This window comes from Bacillus jepli (genome assembly GCF_047238305.1).
Taxonomy (GTDB): Bacteria; Bacillota; Bacilli; order Bacillales; family Bacillaceae_L; genus Ferdinandcohnia.
In genome coordinates this window covers 2,364,740-2,380,590 of the sequence record NZ_JBDFMO010000001.1, presented here as the reverse complement: position 1 = coordinate 2,380,590, position 15,851 = coordinate 2,364,740, and the positions used below count along the sequence as shown (strand labels likewise).

Below are 15,851 nucleotides of genomic sequence, written 5' to 3'. Positions count from 1 at the left end.
TGGCTATGTGAGCCATGGACTCTTTTGTTATTCGCCTGCTGCGACTAATGACTGTTTTGTAATACTTCGATGAGAGGCATTCCATTTAACCTTACCATCCTCAAATAGAAGTGCCTGTGGTGACTCATGTTTAATTTCAAAGTGTTCCGCAATGTAAGTAGAAAGTTCTTTTGCTTCTTGGACATAAAGATAATAAGTTGGTACATTCTCATGCTCTGCCACAAATTGCTCATACTCCTCAAACGCTGCTTTGCTTATTGGACATGTTAAACTGTGCTTGATTAAAATAAACTTATTTTCTTTTTCAAGAACTTGGTTGAACTCTTCAATAGTCTCAATCTTTGTTTTCGCCATCTTTCCATCTCTCCTACTCAATTGTTTGTGTGTTTTTCTCGGCTTCCGTGAAGGCTTGCTGAGCTTCTGCTAGCTTTTCTTGGAATAATTCTTCATTTTTAGGATGTTCCTCAACTCGATCCGAATCTTCTGAAGGTGTTGTTGTAGTTCCAGCAGCTTCTGGTTCCTGGCTATTTTGACCAGTAGGAGCCTTAAAATCTTTTACTTTTGTTAAAATTTGATTAGACTGTTCAGAAATCGTTTTAGAAAGTGAATTTGTTTTTTCCTTTACAACAGAGGCTTGGTCATTAATCTGCTTACGTAAATCCTGGCCTGTTTTTGGTGCTAGAAATAGTGCTGTAGCAGCTCCTACCGCTGCACCTACAATTGTTCCAAGAATAAAGTTTGATCCACTATTTTTTCCCATTGGAATCCCCTTTCTTTAATTCGAAAAATGTTTATCATGCTTTTGTTTCTTATCTTTCCATTTATCCCACACCTCTATTACAGCATTCCCAACTTGAACAAATTGTGAGATTTTGGTTTTGTTTTTATCCAATTGCACAGCAACCTCTTCTGTCACATTACCTATGGATTGATTAAAGCGTTGCAATGAAGTTCCGACATCTTTAACAGCATCTACAACAGTATTTAGGCTTTCAGACTTCTGCTGAATATCTTCTGCAAGCTTATTTGTTTTATGCAACAGTGCCGTCGTTTCACTTGTGACACCTTCCATTTGTTTTTCTAGCCCAGATAAGGTTCCCGCCACATTATCCAATGTGTTTTGAAGTGAACGCAGTGTCCTAGAGAGATAAACAACTAAAATTAAAAATGCCACCGCAATTACTGCAACACTTATGTAAACGATAAGAATCATCTTGGTGCACCTCCTATATCTTTCTTACCCATCTTTACTAGTATTAATCATATACCCCTACAGTTAAAGTTTCGACATTTCCTTTTAAAATCCTTCACGGAATTTTAGTAAACAATTTTCTTCTATTAGGTTACAATAAGATTGTACATAAGCAATTAAGATATGGAGGCAAATAAACATGAAAGATCCACGTATTGAAACACTCGCTCGCAATTTAATTAATTATTCTGTACGCCTCAAAGAAGGTGAAAAAGTACTAATTGAAAACTTTGGCTTACAACGCGAACTTGTAATCGCGTTAATTAATGAAGCATATAAAGCAGGTGGGTACCCATTTGTATCATTAAAGGACCATCAAGTTGACCGTGCGCTATTACTTGGAGCACAAGAAAAGCAATTTGAGATGAAAGCAGATTTTGAAGCAAAAGTGATGAGTAAGATGGATGCCTATATCGGCTTACGTTCTGGTGATAACATTAATGAACTTGCAGATGTTCCAGATGATAAAATGAAGATTGAAGGAAATACAGTTGGTAAAAAGGTGCATCGTGAAATTCGTGTACCAAAGACAAAATGGGTCGTTCTTCGTTACCCAAATTCTTCAATGGCGCAGCTTGCAAAAATGAGCACAGAAGCATTTGAAGATTTTTATTTTAATGTTTGTAATCTAGACTATGGAAAAATGAGCAATGCAATGGATGCCCTTGTGGAACTTATGGACAAGACAGATAAGGTTCGCCTTACTGGACCAGGTACTGACCTTACTTTCTCTATTAAAGGGATCAAAGCTATCAAATGTGCTGGTGAAATGAACATTCCAGATGGTGAAGTATATACGGCACCTGTTCGTGATTCAATCAATGGTACCCTAACCTATAATACGCCATCACCGTATCAAGGCTTCACGTTTGAAAATGTTTCCCTAACATTCAAGGATGGAAAAATTGTAGAAGCAACAGCGAACGATACAGAGCGTATCAATAAAATTCTAGATACAGATGAAGGGGCACGTTATATCGGTGAGTTTGCAATCGGAGTAAATCCATATATCCAACATCCAATGCAGGACATTCTATTTGATGAAAAGATAGATGGCAGCTTCCACTTCACACCTGGGCAAGCCTATGATGATGCCTACAACGGAAATAACTCAAATATCCACTGGGATATGGTTAATATCCAACGCCCTGAATATGGCGGTGGGGAAATCTATTTCGATGATGTACTCATCCGAAAAGATGGCCGTTTCGTCATCCCAGAGCTTGAACCATTAAATCCAGAAAATCTTAAATAATTGATAAAAGACCTTTGCAAGATTAAATCGCAAAGGTCTTTTTTGTTTAAACAGAAGCTTTTTCGTACGCGTCTTGAAATTTTTGAATATCTCCTGCTCCCATAAAAATCAACACACTGTTCTCGTGTTTTTTAAGTATAGAAGTATTATCCTCTTTAATTAATTCAGCTCCAGGAATTTTACCTTGTAAGTCTACAATTGAAAGTTCACCTTTATTCTCGCGAGCTGATCCAAAAATATCACAAAGATATACTTGATCCGCTTTTTCCAAACTTGTCGCAAAGTCATCTAAAAACGTTTGTGTTCTTGTAAACGTATGTGGCTGAAAAATCGCTATTATATCACGGTCAGGGTATTTTTGCCGTGCTGCCTCAATAGTAGCATTGATTTCCGTTGGATGATGTGCGTAGTCATCAATTAAGATTTGATCTCCCACTTGCTTTTCGGAAAATCTTCTCTTCACACCTTGGAAGCTTAATAAACGCTCTTGAATAATGGACACATCAATATTCTCATAGTGGCAGAGTGTAATCACACCTAAAGCATTTAATACATTATGATTTCCGTATCCATGGATTGAAAAAGTAGCAAAGAATGTATTACGTACAAACACATCGAAGGTCGTACCCTCCGTGCTCTTTTTAATATTTCGTGCCTGGAAATCATTTTCTTCACCAAATCCATAGAAAACAACAGGAACCTTTGCTTGGATGCTTTGAAGGTACTCATCATCTCCACATGCAATAATTCCCTTTTTCACCTGAAGTGCCATTTCTTGAAAGGCATTAAATACGTCATCAACATTTGCGAAATAATCTGGATGATCAAAGTCAATATTTGTCATAATCGCATAGTCAGGATGATAGCTTAAGAAATGTCGTCTGTATTCACATGCTTCAAACACAAAGTTTTTATTATTCTCGGATCCAACCCCAGTACCATCACCGATTAAATAAGAAGTTGGCTCTGCTCCCTGCAATACATGTGCAAGTAAGCCAGTTGTAGAAGTTTTTCCATGGGAGCCTGTTACAGCAACGCTCGTATATTGTTTCATAAACTCACCTAAGAAACGGTGGTATCGAATAACAGGTAACTCCATTTCAATTGCTTTTGCTATTTCTTCATGTGTATCAGGATAGGCATTCCCGGCAATAACCGTCAGACCTTCATGAATATTGTCCTGATCAAAGGGCAATATTTTTATTCCGCGTTCCTCTAGGGGTTTTTGTGTGAAATAAAATTTTTCATGGTCAGACCCTTGAACTTCATAATTCATGTCATGAAGTATCTGTGCCAATGAACTCATGCCAGTACCTTTGATTCCAACGAAGTGGTAAACTGTCATATAAAGAACCTCCAACAATGTCTATCTGTAAGACAGTATATGAAATTCATCTAGTTTTGATAATTGTACCCATGATTTTGAGATCGGTGCTAATGAATTTTATGTAATATACAATCATCTCACATTTTTTCATTATAGCACTAATCAATGGTTAAGACCATTACGAAAAAATGACTAGAATTTCGTCGAAGATATGTAGTTTGTCCCACATACTAAGAAGCATTGTGGGATGAGTTATCCTTATTATGAACGTTGGACCATAGAAATAACCTTTGGCTCTGCTGATTTTTGTGTTAAGTAGGTCTTTTTAACTGTATGCAAAAAGACCGATAACAAATGTTATCAGCCCTCATAAATCTCAGCTAGTTCCTCTTCTGTTATTAAAACTTCACGCGGTTTACTACCACGGGACTCAGAGATAATTCCCTGTTCCTCCATCATATCAATAAGGCGTGCTGCACGATTATAACCTATTCTAAATCGTCGTTGGACACTCGAGGTAGATGCTCCCCCATGTTCTAACACAAACTCACAAGCTTCTAAAAATAACTCATCCTCTTCATTTGAAATGGAAGCCTTCTTTAAAAGCTCATCTTGCTCAAACATGTAGCTTGGTTTCATTTCTGCTTTCACAAAATCAACAACGGCTTCAATTTCATCATCGGAAACAAAATTTCCTTGAACACGGAATGGCTTTGATGAACCATTCTCAAGGAATAGCATATCCCCTTTACCAAGTAGTTTTTCTGCTCCACTTGAATCAATGATTGTTCTTGAATCCACCTGTGAAGATACTGAAAATGCGATACGTGTTGGAATATTAGCTTTAATTAATCCAGTGATGACATCAACAGATGGTCGTTGTGTCGCAAGAATCAAATGGATTCCGCACGCTCTTGCTTTCTGCGCAATACGGCAGATGTAATCCTCCACATCCCCTGGAGCAACCATCATCAAATCTGCTAACTCGTCAATGATAATGACGAGATATGGAAGCTTACCACTTTTTTCATCATGTTTCTTGACCATTTCATTATATCTTCCAATATCACGAACTCCAGTATGGGCAAATAATTCATATCTTCTTTCCATTTCCTCTACAGCCCACTTAAGAGAAGCCGTTGCGGCCTTTACATCCGTAATAACAGGACTTACAAGATGCGGAATATGATTATATGGCGCAAGTTCCACCATTTTTGGATCAATCAAGAGTAACTTTACTTCATCTGGAGAAGCTTTATAAAGTAAACTAACAAGCATTGCATTGATACAAACACTTTTACCTGAACCAGTTGCTCCGGCGATTAATCCATGCGGCATTTTTTGCAAATCTGTCACAATCGGCTTACCCGAAATGTCGAGACCCATTGCCACGGTTAATGGAGATGGATTCGATGTAAATTCTGAGCTTTGGATAATTTCTTTTAAAAGGACAGGCTTGCTTTTTTTATTCGGCACTTCAATTCCAATTGTATTTTTTCCTGGAATTGGTGCTTCAATTCGAATATCCTTAGCAGCCAAACTCAATTTAATATCATCTGATAGATTTGTAATTTTATTTACTTTTACTCCAGGTTCAGGATGGACTTCAAATCGAGTAACTGCCGGTCCCTGTGTTACATTTACGACTTTTGCACCCACTTTGAAATTTCGAAGAGTTTGGTCTAGAATATTTCTCTGTTCCAAAAGCCACTGACTGTCGTCTTGTTGCTCGGCAGGTGGAGCATTTAGAAATGATAAGCCCGGGAACGAGTAGCTTGAGATAGGCTCTTCGTTTTGTAGATGCATTTCTAATTCTTGCTCGTTTGGTTGTTCTATTTGATTAGACGTTACCTGCTGGTTTGGTTGTTCTATTTGATTAGACGTTACCTGCTGGTTTGGTTGTTCCTGTTTTCTATCAGTTTCGATAGACGCATTAGAGGTTGGTTGACTGTCAGGTCTCGTTTCCTTTTGTGACAATTTCTGTTTATCCTTTTTAAACATTAAAACATTAAAAGGAATATGGGACCTTCTGGACTCCGAACTAGTCTGTTCTTGCTTCTGTATTTGTTCAGCGGAAGGAACATCCACATCAACTTCAACGGTTTCTTCATTTACTTCCGTTTTAGGTTCTACACTTACTTCCACACTTTCCCTATGATCAGCAGGTATAAGTGGTTCTTCTCTCATACTTTCAGTTTCTATCATATCTTGTTCTATCACTTTCGGCTCAATAGAAGCCGTAGGCACATCCATATTAGAAGTCTGTAATGGTACTTCCTCAATACTAGCATCTTGGCTTGAAACCTGAATCGGTACTTCCTCAATACTAGCATCTTGGCTTGAAACCTGAATCGGTGCTTCCTCTATACTAGCATCTAGGATTGGAACCTGAATCGGCGCTTCCTCTATACTAGTATCTTGGATTGGAACCTGAATCGGTGCTTCCTCTATACTAGTATCTTGGATTGGAACCTGAATCGGTGCTTCTTCACTACTAGCATTTAGGGCAGATGGCTCTGTAAAATCTGGTTCTACCTTAGCATCTTCTTCCCTTATTAATTGATCCGCAAAGCTGGCAACCTTTTGCTGCTTATCTTTATCGGAAACAACCTGAAGTTCAGGTTTGACTTGCTCAGTTCGTAGAATTGTAGGTGCCACTTCTTCTTGTGCTTCTTTCCATGCCCTAGCAATTGATTCTGTATCCGTGATAGGTGTTGAAGGAAGTTCAAACTCTATTGTTTCATGAGGCTTTGGCTTACTTAGCCCATATACTGGGGAAGGCGTTTCAGTTGGCCGAAATGGTTGTTTCTCTTGTATCTTCACAACGGGTTTAGGATTCGTATTCCTTTTTGGTTGTGAGGTACTTGTTTGCTGAGTCCGCCTGGTCTGTACCTTTTCTGTGTTTCTGTTTTCTTGATCAGGAATGACTGGAAATCGAAAATTCCCCTTTGGGTATTCATATGTAACTCTCGCTTCAATATGTTTGTTTTGTCGGATTTGAGTCGTATTTATTTCAATTGGATCGTCATCGTCCGCCTTAAAAAAATGTAGTAATCTTTTTATCCAATTCACAACTATCACTCTTCCATTTTAATTCTATTCTTTATTGTAACAAAAAAGCCGCTAGTTTTCCTAGCGACTTTTGATTTAGTAGATTATTTTCTTGGTCGATTTTTTCCAAGGATAAAAATTGGTTCAAGTTCACCATTTTCATATAAAAATGAAAGTGCTGTAATTGGTACACGTCCACTCGCAAAAAAGCTCATGGTCATCTGTGCAAGAATGTCATATCCCGTTTCATTTTGTATATCCACTATTATCAGAACATCCTGGTGTGGCACAGCCACTGCCATCGTACCTTTCATTTGCTGGCTCATTTTTTGTAAAAATGCATCATTCAAAATACGGCTTGCATCATACCCATCATTTTTATTGATAAAATAAAAGGTATTTCCTGCAACCTCATCCGTTTTATACGAAACATCCAGTGAACGAAGATTGAACCTTGCAATTTCGCGAATTCGTTCAAATTTCCAATTTTCCTTTTCAAGTAATCCCTGATCAATTAAACGATATGTTTTTCCTAAATCGAGAGCATAATAAATTCTTGTTTCAGCCGTATGGTCATCATACACTAAATCTTCCCCGTCATTTGATTGAGTTGGAAACGAGGTTGAACGAATGACAGGAAAAATATTTTTTTCTTTTCCTTCAAGTTCAAGCTCACTATTCATAACCATTAAGGATTCTTCAATATAATAGATTACCTCATCAAGACTTGCTTGCCCCTCTTCTTGGTATTTCGCTACAATCCCTGGAAGGGTAACGGTCGTTCCTCTTTTCGTCTCCTTATCCTCGATACGTAAAGTATCCTTTTTAGGATCAAAAGAGAATTGCCAGTTATGCTTTGCAAGTTTATCCTGAATGATTTTCTTTAATTTCTTCGAGTCCATTTTACTCTTGTTTGAGTCCATAGAATCATTCTCCTCTCTTTTTTAGTTGTTTTAAGAGAGCTCATTAATGAACTGTTCAATTTCTTCCTTCGTTTTACGGTCCTTACTTACAAATCGGCCCGTTTCTTTCCCATTCTCATACGCGACAAAGCTAGGAATACCAAACACATTTAGGGTCGCACATAAATCTATAAACTCATCACGATCTACATAATAAAATGTATAATCTGGGAATGAACTTTCAATTTCAGGTAAGAATGGGTCGATAAAACGGCAATCTGGACACCAATCTGCTGAAAACATTAAAATGTTCTTTCCGTTCTGGATTATCTCCTGATATTGATCTATATTTTCAAGTTTCTTCATGTTTATAACCTCCAAATTCCATATGCACTTATTATCATATATTCTTTGTCTAAAAACAAATAAAAGCCCCTACCAAGTAGTGGGGCTTTAAGTTACGTTTAATACTGAACGGATGAAACAATTTTCATCATCTCTGAAGCACTTTCCGAGATCTCGCTTACCTTCACTTCTGTTGTCATTTTTACGCCGCCTATGCCAACAGATAAAAGGTAAAGCTTGTCCTCGATTTCATATGCTTTTACATATCCATATCGTTCTTTGTCTGTAAAGATTTGATCAACTACAAACTTTTCTTTGTCAATTTCCTTATACAGAGCATCGCTGGTCCGATCTTCATTTGGATTTACAAATAAAATGAAGGTTTGGTTTCCTTTTTGAAGGATTACGTTATTTTCATCCTTCTCTTCTATTTTCATAGTAGAAGGTAGATAAAAGGATACATCCCCATTCTCACTATTTGTTTTTTCAGGTTGGGCGTTAAATGCCGTTTCGACAGTTGAAATTGTTTCCTTTGATTCATCTTCAACTGACGCACAACCTGCCAAAAGTCCTACTATTAATAATAAGGTTAGAAAAAGGACCTTTCCTCGTTTCAATTTCTCTCACCCCTTAAACAGGTAGACTTACCTCTATTTCTCTATTTTCTATAATAAACCTATTATTTTCTAGGTTGCAAGACTAATCTTATAATTTTAATCAATATGTAATAAGTACCATTTTTATCGGATGTACTTTTAGTTCTATTTTCTGTATGTAAATTGACCGACTAGGAGTTTGACGACATGGGTAAACATATCTTTTCGGTTAACATAATGGTTTGTGAAGATGCCGATCGCACCTTCAGCCTTTCGAATGTCTTTTTTCTTTGTGAATTCCGCCATGACATCTCCCAGCTCAATGCCTTTTTTTAATTTCTCTGCAATCTCATCTGGGAGAAGAATTCTTGCCCCACCAGCAATGATCGGTTCATTGTTCTTGTCAACGATTGCACCCCAATTACATAAAAATAACCCAAATTCAGACTCAACGACACCACCCTCAAGACCAATCCCAAGGTCAGCCCCTTCTTTTTCTAGAGCAGATGTAGCACGATTTATTGCCCCCCGAATGGTTTCTTCATCTGAAAATGGCTGGGCAGATACCCCTGAGGATACGGATATGGGTAAGAAGTTTGCTTCAATGCCCGCAAATCCATTTATAATTGCATCTACTTTTGCAGGATTTTTCGTACCTATTGCAACTTGTAACATCAAAAAAACACCTCATTTTCAAAATGAATGCTCGGCAAATGCCGAGCATGTTTACATATTATTACCCATTTTGACGAATGGAATCAACTGTTGTGCGGTCTGATGACTTTACTAGATTAACTAGTAATTCTTTTGCAGCTGCATAATCATCAACATGGATAATAGAAGCATGTGTATGAATATAACGTGAACAAATACCAATAACGGCTGATGGCACACCTTCATTTGCAAGATGAACTTGGCCAGCATCTGTTCCACCTTGAGAAACAAAGTACTGATACTTAATGTTATTTGATTCAGCAGTATCCAGAACAAATTCACGCATACCACGGTGCGTAATCATGGAACGATCAAAAATACGAAGTAAAGCACCGTGTCCAAGTTTACCAAAGGCATTTTTATCTCCTGACATATCATTAGCTGGGCTAGCATCTAGTGCAAAGAAAATATCAGGTTTTATCATAGTTGCAGAAGTTCGCGCTCCTCTTAAACCAACCTCTTCTTGAACAGTTGCTCCAGAGTAAAGAGTATTTGGAAGTTCTACGCCTTGTAGCTCCTTCAATAACTCAATAGAAAGTCCACAGCCATAGCGGTTATCCCATGCTTTAGCTAAAATCTTCTTTTCATTTGCCATTGGTGTAAATGGACAAATCGGTACAACTTGCTGACCAGGCTTAATTCCAATACGAATCGCGTCCTCACGATCGTCAGCACCAATATCAATTAGCATATTCTTAATATCCATTGGTTTATTACGTTGGCTCTCTTCTAAAAGATGTGGCGGGATTGACCCAATCACCCCAATAACTGGACCATTATCTGTTATTATTTGGACTCTTTGTGCTAAAAGCACTTGGCTCCACCAGCCACCAAGTGTTTGGAAACGTAGCATTCCATTTTCGGTAATGGAAGTGATCATGAATCCAACTTCGTCCATGTGGCCTGCAACCATGACTGTTGGACCATTAGCTTTACTGTGACGTACTCCAAAAATACTACCTAATCCATCTTGTACAACCTCATCTGAGTATTTTTCTAACTGAGTGCGCATAAACTTTCTTACCTGGTGTTCATTTCCTGAAGCTCCGGGAAGCTCTGTTAACGTTTTAAATAGCTCTAGTGTATCCTGTTTCACTGTTATTCTCCTTCCGGGTAAAAACGTTGTTATGATTGATTCTATTTATGTACAATATTTAGTATATCGAAATTGTTTTTTTGTTACCATAGGGAACATAGCGATTTTTATAAAATCTCGGTATACTTATGGTAAGAATTAAGTTCGCTTAGGAGGGATAAAATGGGCTGGAATAAATTTCTACTTGGCTTTGGTGTCGGTTTTGCAAGTGCTCTTCTACTAAAAGAAGCACTAAGTGACTCCTTGATTCCAGGTGACAAAGCATTAAAAATAGCAAAAGAAGCTTTCAAAAAAAATGGTCCTATTGATGGTTCCTGGATTCAAATGAATCCAGAAGAGTACTCAAAGTCAGGAATTCAGTATCAAGTGTATAAAGGTGGCATTTCCCGTAAGCTAAATCAAGAAAGCCACCAATTTGAATTCGTTATAGATGCAAAAACAGGTTCTATTTTAGAGGTGAACCCTTTATAAAATAGATGAGCTTATAAGAAGACCTTATAAGCTTTTTTATTATTTTCGATCTCTTTTCAAAGAATCAATTATTTCTCCTGATTGATTCCACTTGATGGCTCGATAATAAGCATCGTGGTAAAAAACATACCAAGCTTCTTTTTCAAGACCTTTTTCCATCCATTTTTGTTTTTGCTCAATGGATTTCATTGGGTAATCATCATATGCCAAGACCCATAACACATTTTGATGTGCATGGGTTGGCATAATATCAGCCATATGAATTGCCATTTCCTCTTGGCTTTCAAATAAGATGATGGAATGACCATCACTATGCCCACCAGTATGTACCATTGTAATTCCGTGAGCAACCTCAAGCTGCCTTGAGAAAGTCTTCACTTGATGTTGAATTGCTTCCCAATTTTCCTTCCAGTACGTCGATTTTGAACGGATATTTGGATTTCGCATTTCTTCCCATTCTACATCAGAAGCATAAATGACAGCGCTATCAAATGTTGGAACCAATTTACCATTATCCCATTTTGTAAGACCACATGCATGGTCAAAGTGAAGATGAGTCATTAGGACAAGATCAATATCGCTTGTTGATAGCCCAAGCTCTGCCAATGATTGATCAATTGAGGATTCCTCAAGAACTCCAAAATTCCGTTTTTGTTTATCATTTAGCTTCCCATTACCAATCCCAGATTCAATTAAAATATTTTTTGCGCCAGCTTTGACAAGAATTGGATCCGTTCGAAGCTCAATTTGATTTCTTTCATTATGTGGATATTTTTTTGACCATAGTGGCTTAGGGACAACACCAAACATAGCCCCACCATCTAAATTTGTTACTCCCCCATTAAGCCAAGTAAGTGTAATATCACCAATTATTAGCTGCTCCATTCTTCCTCACCCCTCTAGTTATGATGCCTTCATTTTATCATTATTAAGAATTTTATAAAATAAAAAACCCATAAACCGGATGGTTCATGGGATACGTTATGGTTATTTATTCTGATATCGAACTTCGGAACGATAAATAGGATGCCCCATTTCGGAAAACTTTTCTTCATACTCCGTCATGATATTTCCTTCAAAATCAGATTTATGCAGGTCAAGACTTACAAATGTCAAAAGGAGACCATATTCTGAAAAACTTCTTAGCGAGTATTCAAATAACCCTCGATTATCTGTTTTAAAATGGATTTCTCCATCATCAACTAGAATATCCTCATACATCTTTAAAAATGTTTTGTAGGTTAGGCGACGTTTTTCATGACGCACCTTTGGCCAAGGGTCACTAAAGTTAAGATAAACTCTATCAACTTCACCTTTTTCAAAAAACTCCCTAAGATTTGCTGCATTTTGATTTAACAATTTGATATTCGGAATTTCTGCTTCAATTACATGATCTAATGCAGAAACGATCACACTTTCATATAATTCAATCCCAATATAGTTGATATCAGGATGAGCTTTTGCCATTTCTGTTACAAATCTACCTTTTCCAGTACCTACTTCTATATGAATTGGATTATCATTTCCAAAAATTTGATTCCAGTTTCCTTTATGTTCAACTGGATTATCGATTACGTACTGTGGGTATGAAGCTAATTTTTCCTTTGCCCACGGTTTATTGCGTAAACGCATATTGCCACCTCATTTAAATTGTATCGCTCAAAAGAATAACATGTCCAAAGCATTCGTGCAAGCTTACTTTGTCGTTAAAAAACTCAAACCCATCCATTGTGAGTTTGAGTTTACATCGTATAAAAAAGGTCATTTCATGGAAATGTAGTATATAGACAACATCAAAAAGGAAGTGTTATTAATGCCTCTAAATCATACACATCAAATGGATATTTTAAAGGATATCCTATCAAATCACCAAATGGATTGCTGTGGTACAGTTGCTGAATGTGAGCAATTAGGCAGATTAATTCAATCTTTAATTGCCAATCCGAATATTGACCAGAGCATTAAACAGGTATTAACCGATGTCTATTCTTATAGTCAACAGGGACAATATACCCAACATCTTGATAACCATATCGAATCGCATCAAAACGAAATCAGCCAGTGGATATCTGATATTGACCAATACTCATAACAGCTTCTCTAAATATTGCAGCCAATGAAGAACTTCTTTTTCCTTATTTTTCAACTGATACCAGCCTAAGAGATGTAGGGATTGTGCAACCACATACCATTTCATACGGAGAAGTAAATGATCCGTTAATTCCATTCCGTAAAGACTGATCCATTTTGGCCAGTCTTCTTTTTTTATATACCAATGTAAAAGCATACCAATATCAACGGCTGGATCCGCAATCATTGCTCCATCCCAATCAATTAAGTAAAGCTCATCATCGTCCGATAATAACCAATTATTATGATTGACATCTGAATGGCAAACGACGATATGGTCTGTCTTAACATTATCTTGTTCTTTCTCTAAGAACTCGATGGCTTTGTTCACAATATTCATTTTTCGTAAATCAGGATGTAATTTGCGTACAACATCTTGCAAGACATCCTTTGCTTCTATAGGCTTCTTCCCTATACGTCTTAGCATATCTAAAAGCTCATTCGACTGGTGAATTTTTTTGAGCAAACCTGCTACATTTTCACCATACATATCGACTGGTTTTAGTTCTCTCCCACTAAGCCATTGTTGTGCAGTCACAACATCGCCATTTTCCAGACGTTTCGTCCAGATCAGCTTTGGAACAATTCCCTCTGCTGAAAGAACGGCCAGAAATGGGGACGAATTTCTTTTTAGAAATATTTTTTTATCATTCAATTGGGCAAAATACGCGTCTCCCGTTGAACCACCCGCTGGGGAGAATTCCCACTCGTTGCCTAATACGTATGTAAGCCAGTTTATCTCCAATTTCAACACAACATTTCCTAAAAAATCTTAAAAAAAAATGACAGCTATTGACGATCTATATAACAATAGCTATCTTACTAAATTTTAGCGTTCAATTACAATTAAAGTCAAGAAAAAGTAACATTTCGGTTATAAATAATAGGAAAAATAACACTAGTAAATGATACCAATTAGGCTTATTTTACCATAAAGGGAAGTTTTCTATGTTGGACTTCCACCTGAATAGGAGTTTGTCCAATTAATTCACCATCTGCATGTACTAGTATTTTCTCATCTGATTCAACCTTAATGTTTGCTCCTTTATGTTGAGCAATTTCTTTAAACTTTGTATGAGCGCCAAAGAACACCGTTACAAAGACAAATAAAAGCTTTATTCTTGAAAGATTATGCACCACTGTTATATCAAAGAGACCATCCATTGTATTAGCCTTGGGAGCAATTTTCATACCCCCTCCATAAAAGGGTTGATTCGATACCGTTACAAACCATACATTCTCATACTGATAGTCTTTTCCATCGATGTGTAACGAAACATTTGTTAGGCGATAGGTAAAAAGAAGTCGTATTAGGGCGCCAACATAGGCTAAAGACCCCATATGTATTTTATTTAAATACTTTTTCATTTTCGATTCATTTGTTAGTTTTGAAACTGCTGCATCAAAGCCTGTACCTAAGCTACTTACAAAATAAGAGCTGTTCGATTTACCTCGGACCTTACATTTTCCGATGTCAAACCTTTTTCCCTTACTTGCCTTGTTCCGAACGATGAAGGTTAGTGCGTCTAGTGGGGACCTTGGAACATTAAATCCTCTTGAAAAATCATTTCCGGACCCTGCGGGGATATAGCCCACTTTTATCTCAGGGTAATACACCATCCCATTTACAACCTCATTAATTGTTCCATCCCCACCAACCGCAACCACGGCCTCGACCTTATCTTCAAACATAGAACCTATTTGTCGTGCTAATTCCGCTGCATGATTTGGGTATTTTGTAAAGAAAGATCGGTAATCGATTTTTTTCTTTTCTAGTTCTTGCTTAAGCTTATTCCAAACTCTTAATCCCTTTCCATTTCCCGCCTTTTGATTCACAATAAAAATGAATAGTTTCATAGTTTATCCTCTAGCAAATTCGACATTTATGCTTTAATAGTATTCAAATTTTGATAAGATGACAACAAAAATAAAGAAGGTGCAATCTCGTGCACCCTAATCCATTCTACGAACACAAACTGTCTGACAGTATTGTAGTAAAGCGTTGCCTGCTTTTAATTGCATATGTTTTAATGGAGAACTCATTTTTCTTAAAGAGGTAAACCACTCTTCATAATTTCTTTTTTCCACTAATTCTATGTCATAAGGAACAAGCGGAAAATCAAAGTAACCTGTTCGATTCAAGATCACTTTTCGAATCGGTAATTCAATCCCATATAAAGAATAAATCGTGCGGACAATCCCATCCATACGATCGAGTTCAATCATCGGTGATAACACTTTTTTATCATGACGACCCCTTTTTTCTGTCCAGAACCGTTCATTTGAACCTAAAAACACACTGTTTTCTTCACCTTCTAGAATGGTAATCAACCAGGTTGTGGTGGGGCTTATGATGATAATATCCACTTCAACAGGTGCATTTTTCAATTTAAATATAGGTTTGTATAAGACCAGGTTGGTGTCTGGAAACCGTTGAAGAAAATATTTTAAATTCGGATCATGGTAAAATTCTCTGTCGATATATGATTTTTCTCGAACTGTAGAACTTGCCCACTTCAACTGAAATTCAAAAATGTGGTCTAGAAATTGTTGTTTGCGTTCATCGAGGGCATCTGTACCATTATCTTTCGTCTTACCCCATTGTTGCTTTTTCAGGCGGATAAACTGTCCAGGATACCGAAACATATCAACCTCATAACGTGAAATATAATCTTGCAGTTTGATTAATTGTCCCAACTTTATTACACCTCA

The 15,851-nt window shown here is 37.2% G+C and carries 18 protein-coding genes; 3 read left to right on the top strand and 15 right to left on the bottom strand.

The genetic code is table 11. The features are described 5' to 3' along the window. Nucleotides 1-27: 27 nt before the first annotated feature. Genes ytxJ through ABC371_RS12235 form a run of 3 tightly spaced genes read right to left on the bottom strand, consistent with a single transcriptional unit; the run spans nt 28 to nt 1,213 of the window. Nucleotides 28-354 carry a bacillithiol system redox-active protein YtxJ gene (gene ytxJ / locus ABC371_RS12245; protein WP_412897048.1) on the bottom strand — a complete coding sequence of 109 codons (327 nt, stop codon included), beginning with the start codon at nt 352-354 and terminating at the stop codon, nt 28-30. Nucleotides 355-367: 13 nt separating this feature from the next. Continuing rightward, the gene (locus ABC371_RS12240) at nt 368-760 is read right to left on the bottom strand and encodes a YtxH domain-containing protein (RefSeq protein WP_412897047.1); all 393 of its coding nucleotides are present in this window, start codon (nt 758-760) and stop codon (nt 368-370) included. 15 nt (nt 761-775) lie between these two features. Then, a complete protein-coding gene (locus tag ABC371_RS12235) occupies nt 776-1,213 on the bottom strand; it encodes a DUF948 domain-containing protein (RefSeq protein WP_412897046.1) in 438 nt (145 codons plus the stop codon). 178 nt (nt 1,214-1,391) lie between these two features. Between ABC371_RS12235 and ABC371_RS12230 the strand changes: the two genes are divergently transcribed. Next, complete coding sequence (locus tag ABC371_RS12230; RefSeq protein WP_116351793.1) at nt 1,392-2,507, top strand: aminopeptidase; 1,116 nt, start codon at nt 1,392-1,394, stop codon at nt 2,505-2,507. 46 nt (nt 2,508-2,553) lie between these two features. On the opposite strand, the gene murC is transcribed toward ABC371_RS12230, so the two are convergent. The 7 genes from murC to ABC371_RS12195 form a co-directional block, all read right to left on the bottom strand. Continuing rightward, the gene (gene murC / locus ABC371_RS12225; RefSeq protein WP_412897045.1) at nt 2,554-3,852 is read right to left on the bottom strand and encodes a UDP-N-acetylmuramate--L-alanine ligase; all 1,299 of its coding nucleotides are present in this window, start codon (nt 3,850-3,852) and stop codon (nt 2,554-2,556) included. A gap of 342 nt (nt 3,853-4,194) precedes the next feature. Then, nucleotides 4,195-6,906: a DNA translocase FtsK gene (locus tag ABC371_RS12220; protein ID WP_412897044.1), complete on the bottom strand. Its 2,712-nt coding sequence runs from the start codon at nt 6,904-6,906 to the stop codon at nt 4,195-4,197. An 83-nt stretch (nt 6,907-6,989) separates the two neighbouring features. Next, nucleotides 6,990-7,787 (bottom strand): DUF1444 domain-containing protein, encoded by a 798-nt coding sequence (locus ABC371_RS12215; protein ID WP_412899337.1) that lies wholly within the window; start codon nt 7,785-7,787, stop codon nt 6,990-6,992. Between the two features lie 51 nt (nt 7,788-7,838). Further along, nucleotides 7,839-8,153, bottom strand: a complete 315-nt coding sequence (locus ABC371_RS12210; protein ID WP_412897043.1) for a thioredoxin family protein — start codon at nt 8,151-8,153, stop codon at nt 7,839-7,841. A gap of 98 nt (nt 8,154-8,251) precedes the next feature. Beyond that, nucleotides 8,252-8,749 (bottom strand): hypothetical protein, encoded by a 498-nt coding sequence (locus ABC371_RS12205; RefSeq protein WP_412897042.1) that lies wholly within the window; start codon nt 8,747-8,749, stop codon nt 8,252-8,254. A 144-nt stretch (nt 8,750-8,893) separates the two neighbouring features. Then, the gene (locus tag ABC371_RS12200) at nt 8,894-9,403 is read right to left on the bottom strand and encodes a DUF84 family protein (RefSeq protein WP_412897041.1); all 510 of its coding nucleotides are present in this window, start codon (nt 9,401-9,403) and stop codon (nt 8,894-8,896) included. A 61-nt stretch (nt 9,404-9,464) separates the two neighbouring features. Further along, on the bottom strand, nt 9,465-10,538 hold the full coding sequence (locus tag ABC371_RS12195; protein ID WP_412897040.1) for a M42 family metallopeptidase: 1,074 nt from the start codon (nt 10,536-10,538) through the stop codon (nt 9,465-9,467). Between the two features lie 162 nt (nt 10,539-10,700). On the opposite strand from ABC371_RS12195, the gene ABC371_RS12190 reads away from it, so the two are divergent. Then, nucleotides 10,701-11,009 (top strand): PepSY domain-containing protein, encoded by a 309-nt coding sequence (locus tag ABC371_RS12190; protein WP_412897039.1) that lies wholly within the window; start codon nt 10,701-10,703, stop codon nt 11,007-11,009. A gap of 39 nt (nt 11,010-11,048) precedes the next feature. Here the strand turns inward: ABC371_RS12190 and ABC371_RS12185 are convergent, their stop codons facing one another. Next, nucleotides 11,049-11,894, bottom strand: a complete 846-nt coding sequence (locus ABC371_RS12185; RefSeq protein ID WP_412897038.1) for a YtnP family quorum-quenching lactonase — start codon at nt 11,892-11,894, stop codon at nt 11,049-11,051. A 102-nt stretch (nt 11,895-11,996) separates the two neighbouring features. Further along, the gene (gene trmB / locus ABC371_RS12180; protein ID WP_412897037.1) at nt 11,997-12,641 is read right to left on the bottom strand and encodes a tRNA (guanosine(46)-N7)-methyltransferase TrmB; all 645 of its coding nucleotides are present in this window, start codon (nt 12,639-12,641) and stop codon (nt 11,997-11,999) included. Between the two features lie 181 nt (nt 12,642-12,822). On the opposite strand from trmB, the gene ABC371_RS12175 reads away from it, so the two are divergent. Beyond that, nucleotides 12,823-13,101, top strand: a complete 279-nt coding sequence (locus ABC371_RS12175; protein WP_412897036.1) for a YtzH-like family protein — start codon at nt 12,823-12,825, stop codon at nt 13,099-13,101. Here the strand turns inward: ABC371_RS12175 and ABC371_RS12170 are convergent. The 3 genes from ABC371_RS12170 to ABC371_RS12160 all read right to left on the bottom strand — a co-directional run bounded on the left by ABC371_RS12170 (nt 13,096) and on the right by ABC371_RS12160 (nt 15,836). Next, nucleotides 13,096-13,884, bottom strand: coding sequence for a phosphotransferase (locus ABC371_RS12170; protein WP_412899336.1), 789 nt, complete (start codon nt 13,882-13,884; stop codon nt 13,096-13,098). The genes ABC371_RS12175 and ABC371_RS12170 overlap by 6 nt on opposite strands. A gap of 176 nt (nt 13,885-14,060) precedes the next feature. Then, nucleotides 14,061-14,996 (bottom strand): diacylglycerol/lipid kinase family protein, encoded by a 936-nt coding sequence (locus ABC371_RS12165; RefSeq protein ID WP_412897035.1) that lies wholly within the window; start codon nt 14,994-14,996, stop codon nt 14,061-14,063. 96 nt (nt 14,997-15,092) lie between these two features. After that, a complete protein-coding gene (locus ABC371_RS12160) occupies nt 15,093-15,836 on the bottom strand; it encodes an NERD domain-containing protein (protein WP_412897034.1) in 744 nt (247 codons plus the stop codon). Nucleotides 15,837-15,851 lie beyond the last annotated feature (15 nt).

What these genes read in the sequence shown, in the direction of transcription:
- ytxJ (WP_412897048.1), bottom strand. Translation starts at nt 354, where the DNA reads ATGGCGAAAACAAAGATTGAGACTATTGAAGAGTTCAACCAAGTTCTT.
- ABC371_RS12240 (WP_412897047.1), bottom strand. Translation starts at nt 760, where the DNA reads ATGGGAAAAAATAGTGGATCAAACTTTATTCTTGGAACAATTGTAGGT.
- ABC371_RS12235 (WP_412897046.1), bottom strand. Translation starts at nt 1,213, where the DNA reads ATGATTCTTATCGTTTACATAAGTGTTGCAGTAATTGCGGTGGCATTT.
- ABC371_RS12230 (WP_116351793.1), top strand. Translation starts at nt 1,392, where the DNA reads ATGAAAGATCCACGTATTGAAACACTCGCTCGCAATTTAATTAATTAT.
- murC (WP_412897045.1), bottom strand. Translation starts at nt 3,852, where the DNA reads ATGACAGTTTACCACTTCGTTGGAATCAAAGGTACTGGCATGAGTTCA.
- ABC371_RS12215 (WP_412899337.1), bottom strand. Translation starts at nt 7,787, where the DNA reads ATGGACTCGAAGAAATTAAAGAAAATCATTCAGGATAAACTTGCAAAG.
- ABC371_RS12210 (WP_412897043.1), bottom strand. Translation starts at nt 8,153, where the DNA reads ATGAAGAAACTTGAAAATATAGATCAATATCAGGAGATAATCCAGAAC.
- ABC371_RS12200 (WP_412897041.1), bottom strand. Translation starts at nt 9,403, where the DNA reads ATGTTACAAGTTGCAATAGGTACGAAAAATCCTGCAAAAGTAGATGCA.
- ABC371_RS12190 (WP_412897039.1), top strand. Translation starts at nt 10,701, where the DNA reads ATGGGCTGGAATAAATTTCTACTTGGCTTTGGTGTCGGTTTTGCAAGT.
- ABC371_RS12185 (WP_412897038.1), bottom strand. Translation starts at nt 11,894, where the DNA reads ATGGAGCAGCTAATAATTGGTGATATTACACTTACTTGGCTTAATGGG.
- trmB (WP_412897037.1), bottom strand. Translation starts at nt 12,641, where the DNA reads ATGCGTTTACGCAATAAACCGTGGGCAAAGGAAAAATTAGCTTCATAC.
- ABC371_RS12175 (WP_412897036.1), top strand. Translation starts at nt 12,823, where the DNA reads ATGCCTCTAAATCATACACATCAAATGGATATTTTAAAGGATATCCTA.
- ABC371_RS12165 (WP_412897035.1), bottom strand. Translation starts at nt 14,996, where the DNA reads ATGAAACTATTCATTTTTATTGTGAATCAAAAGGCGGGAAATGGAAAG.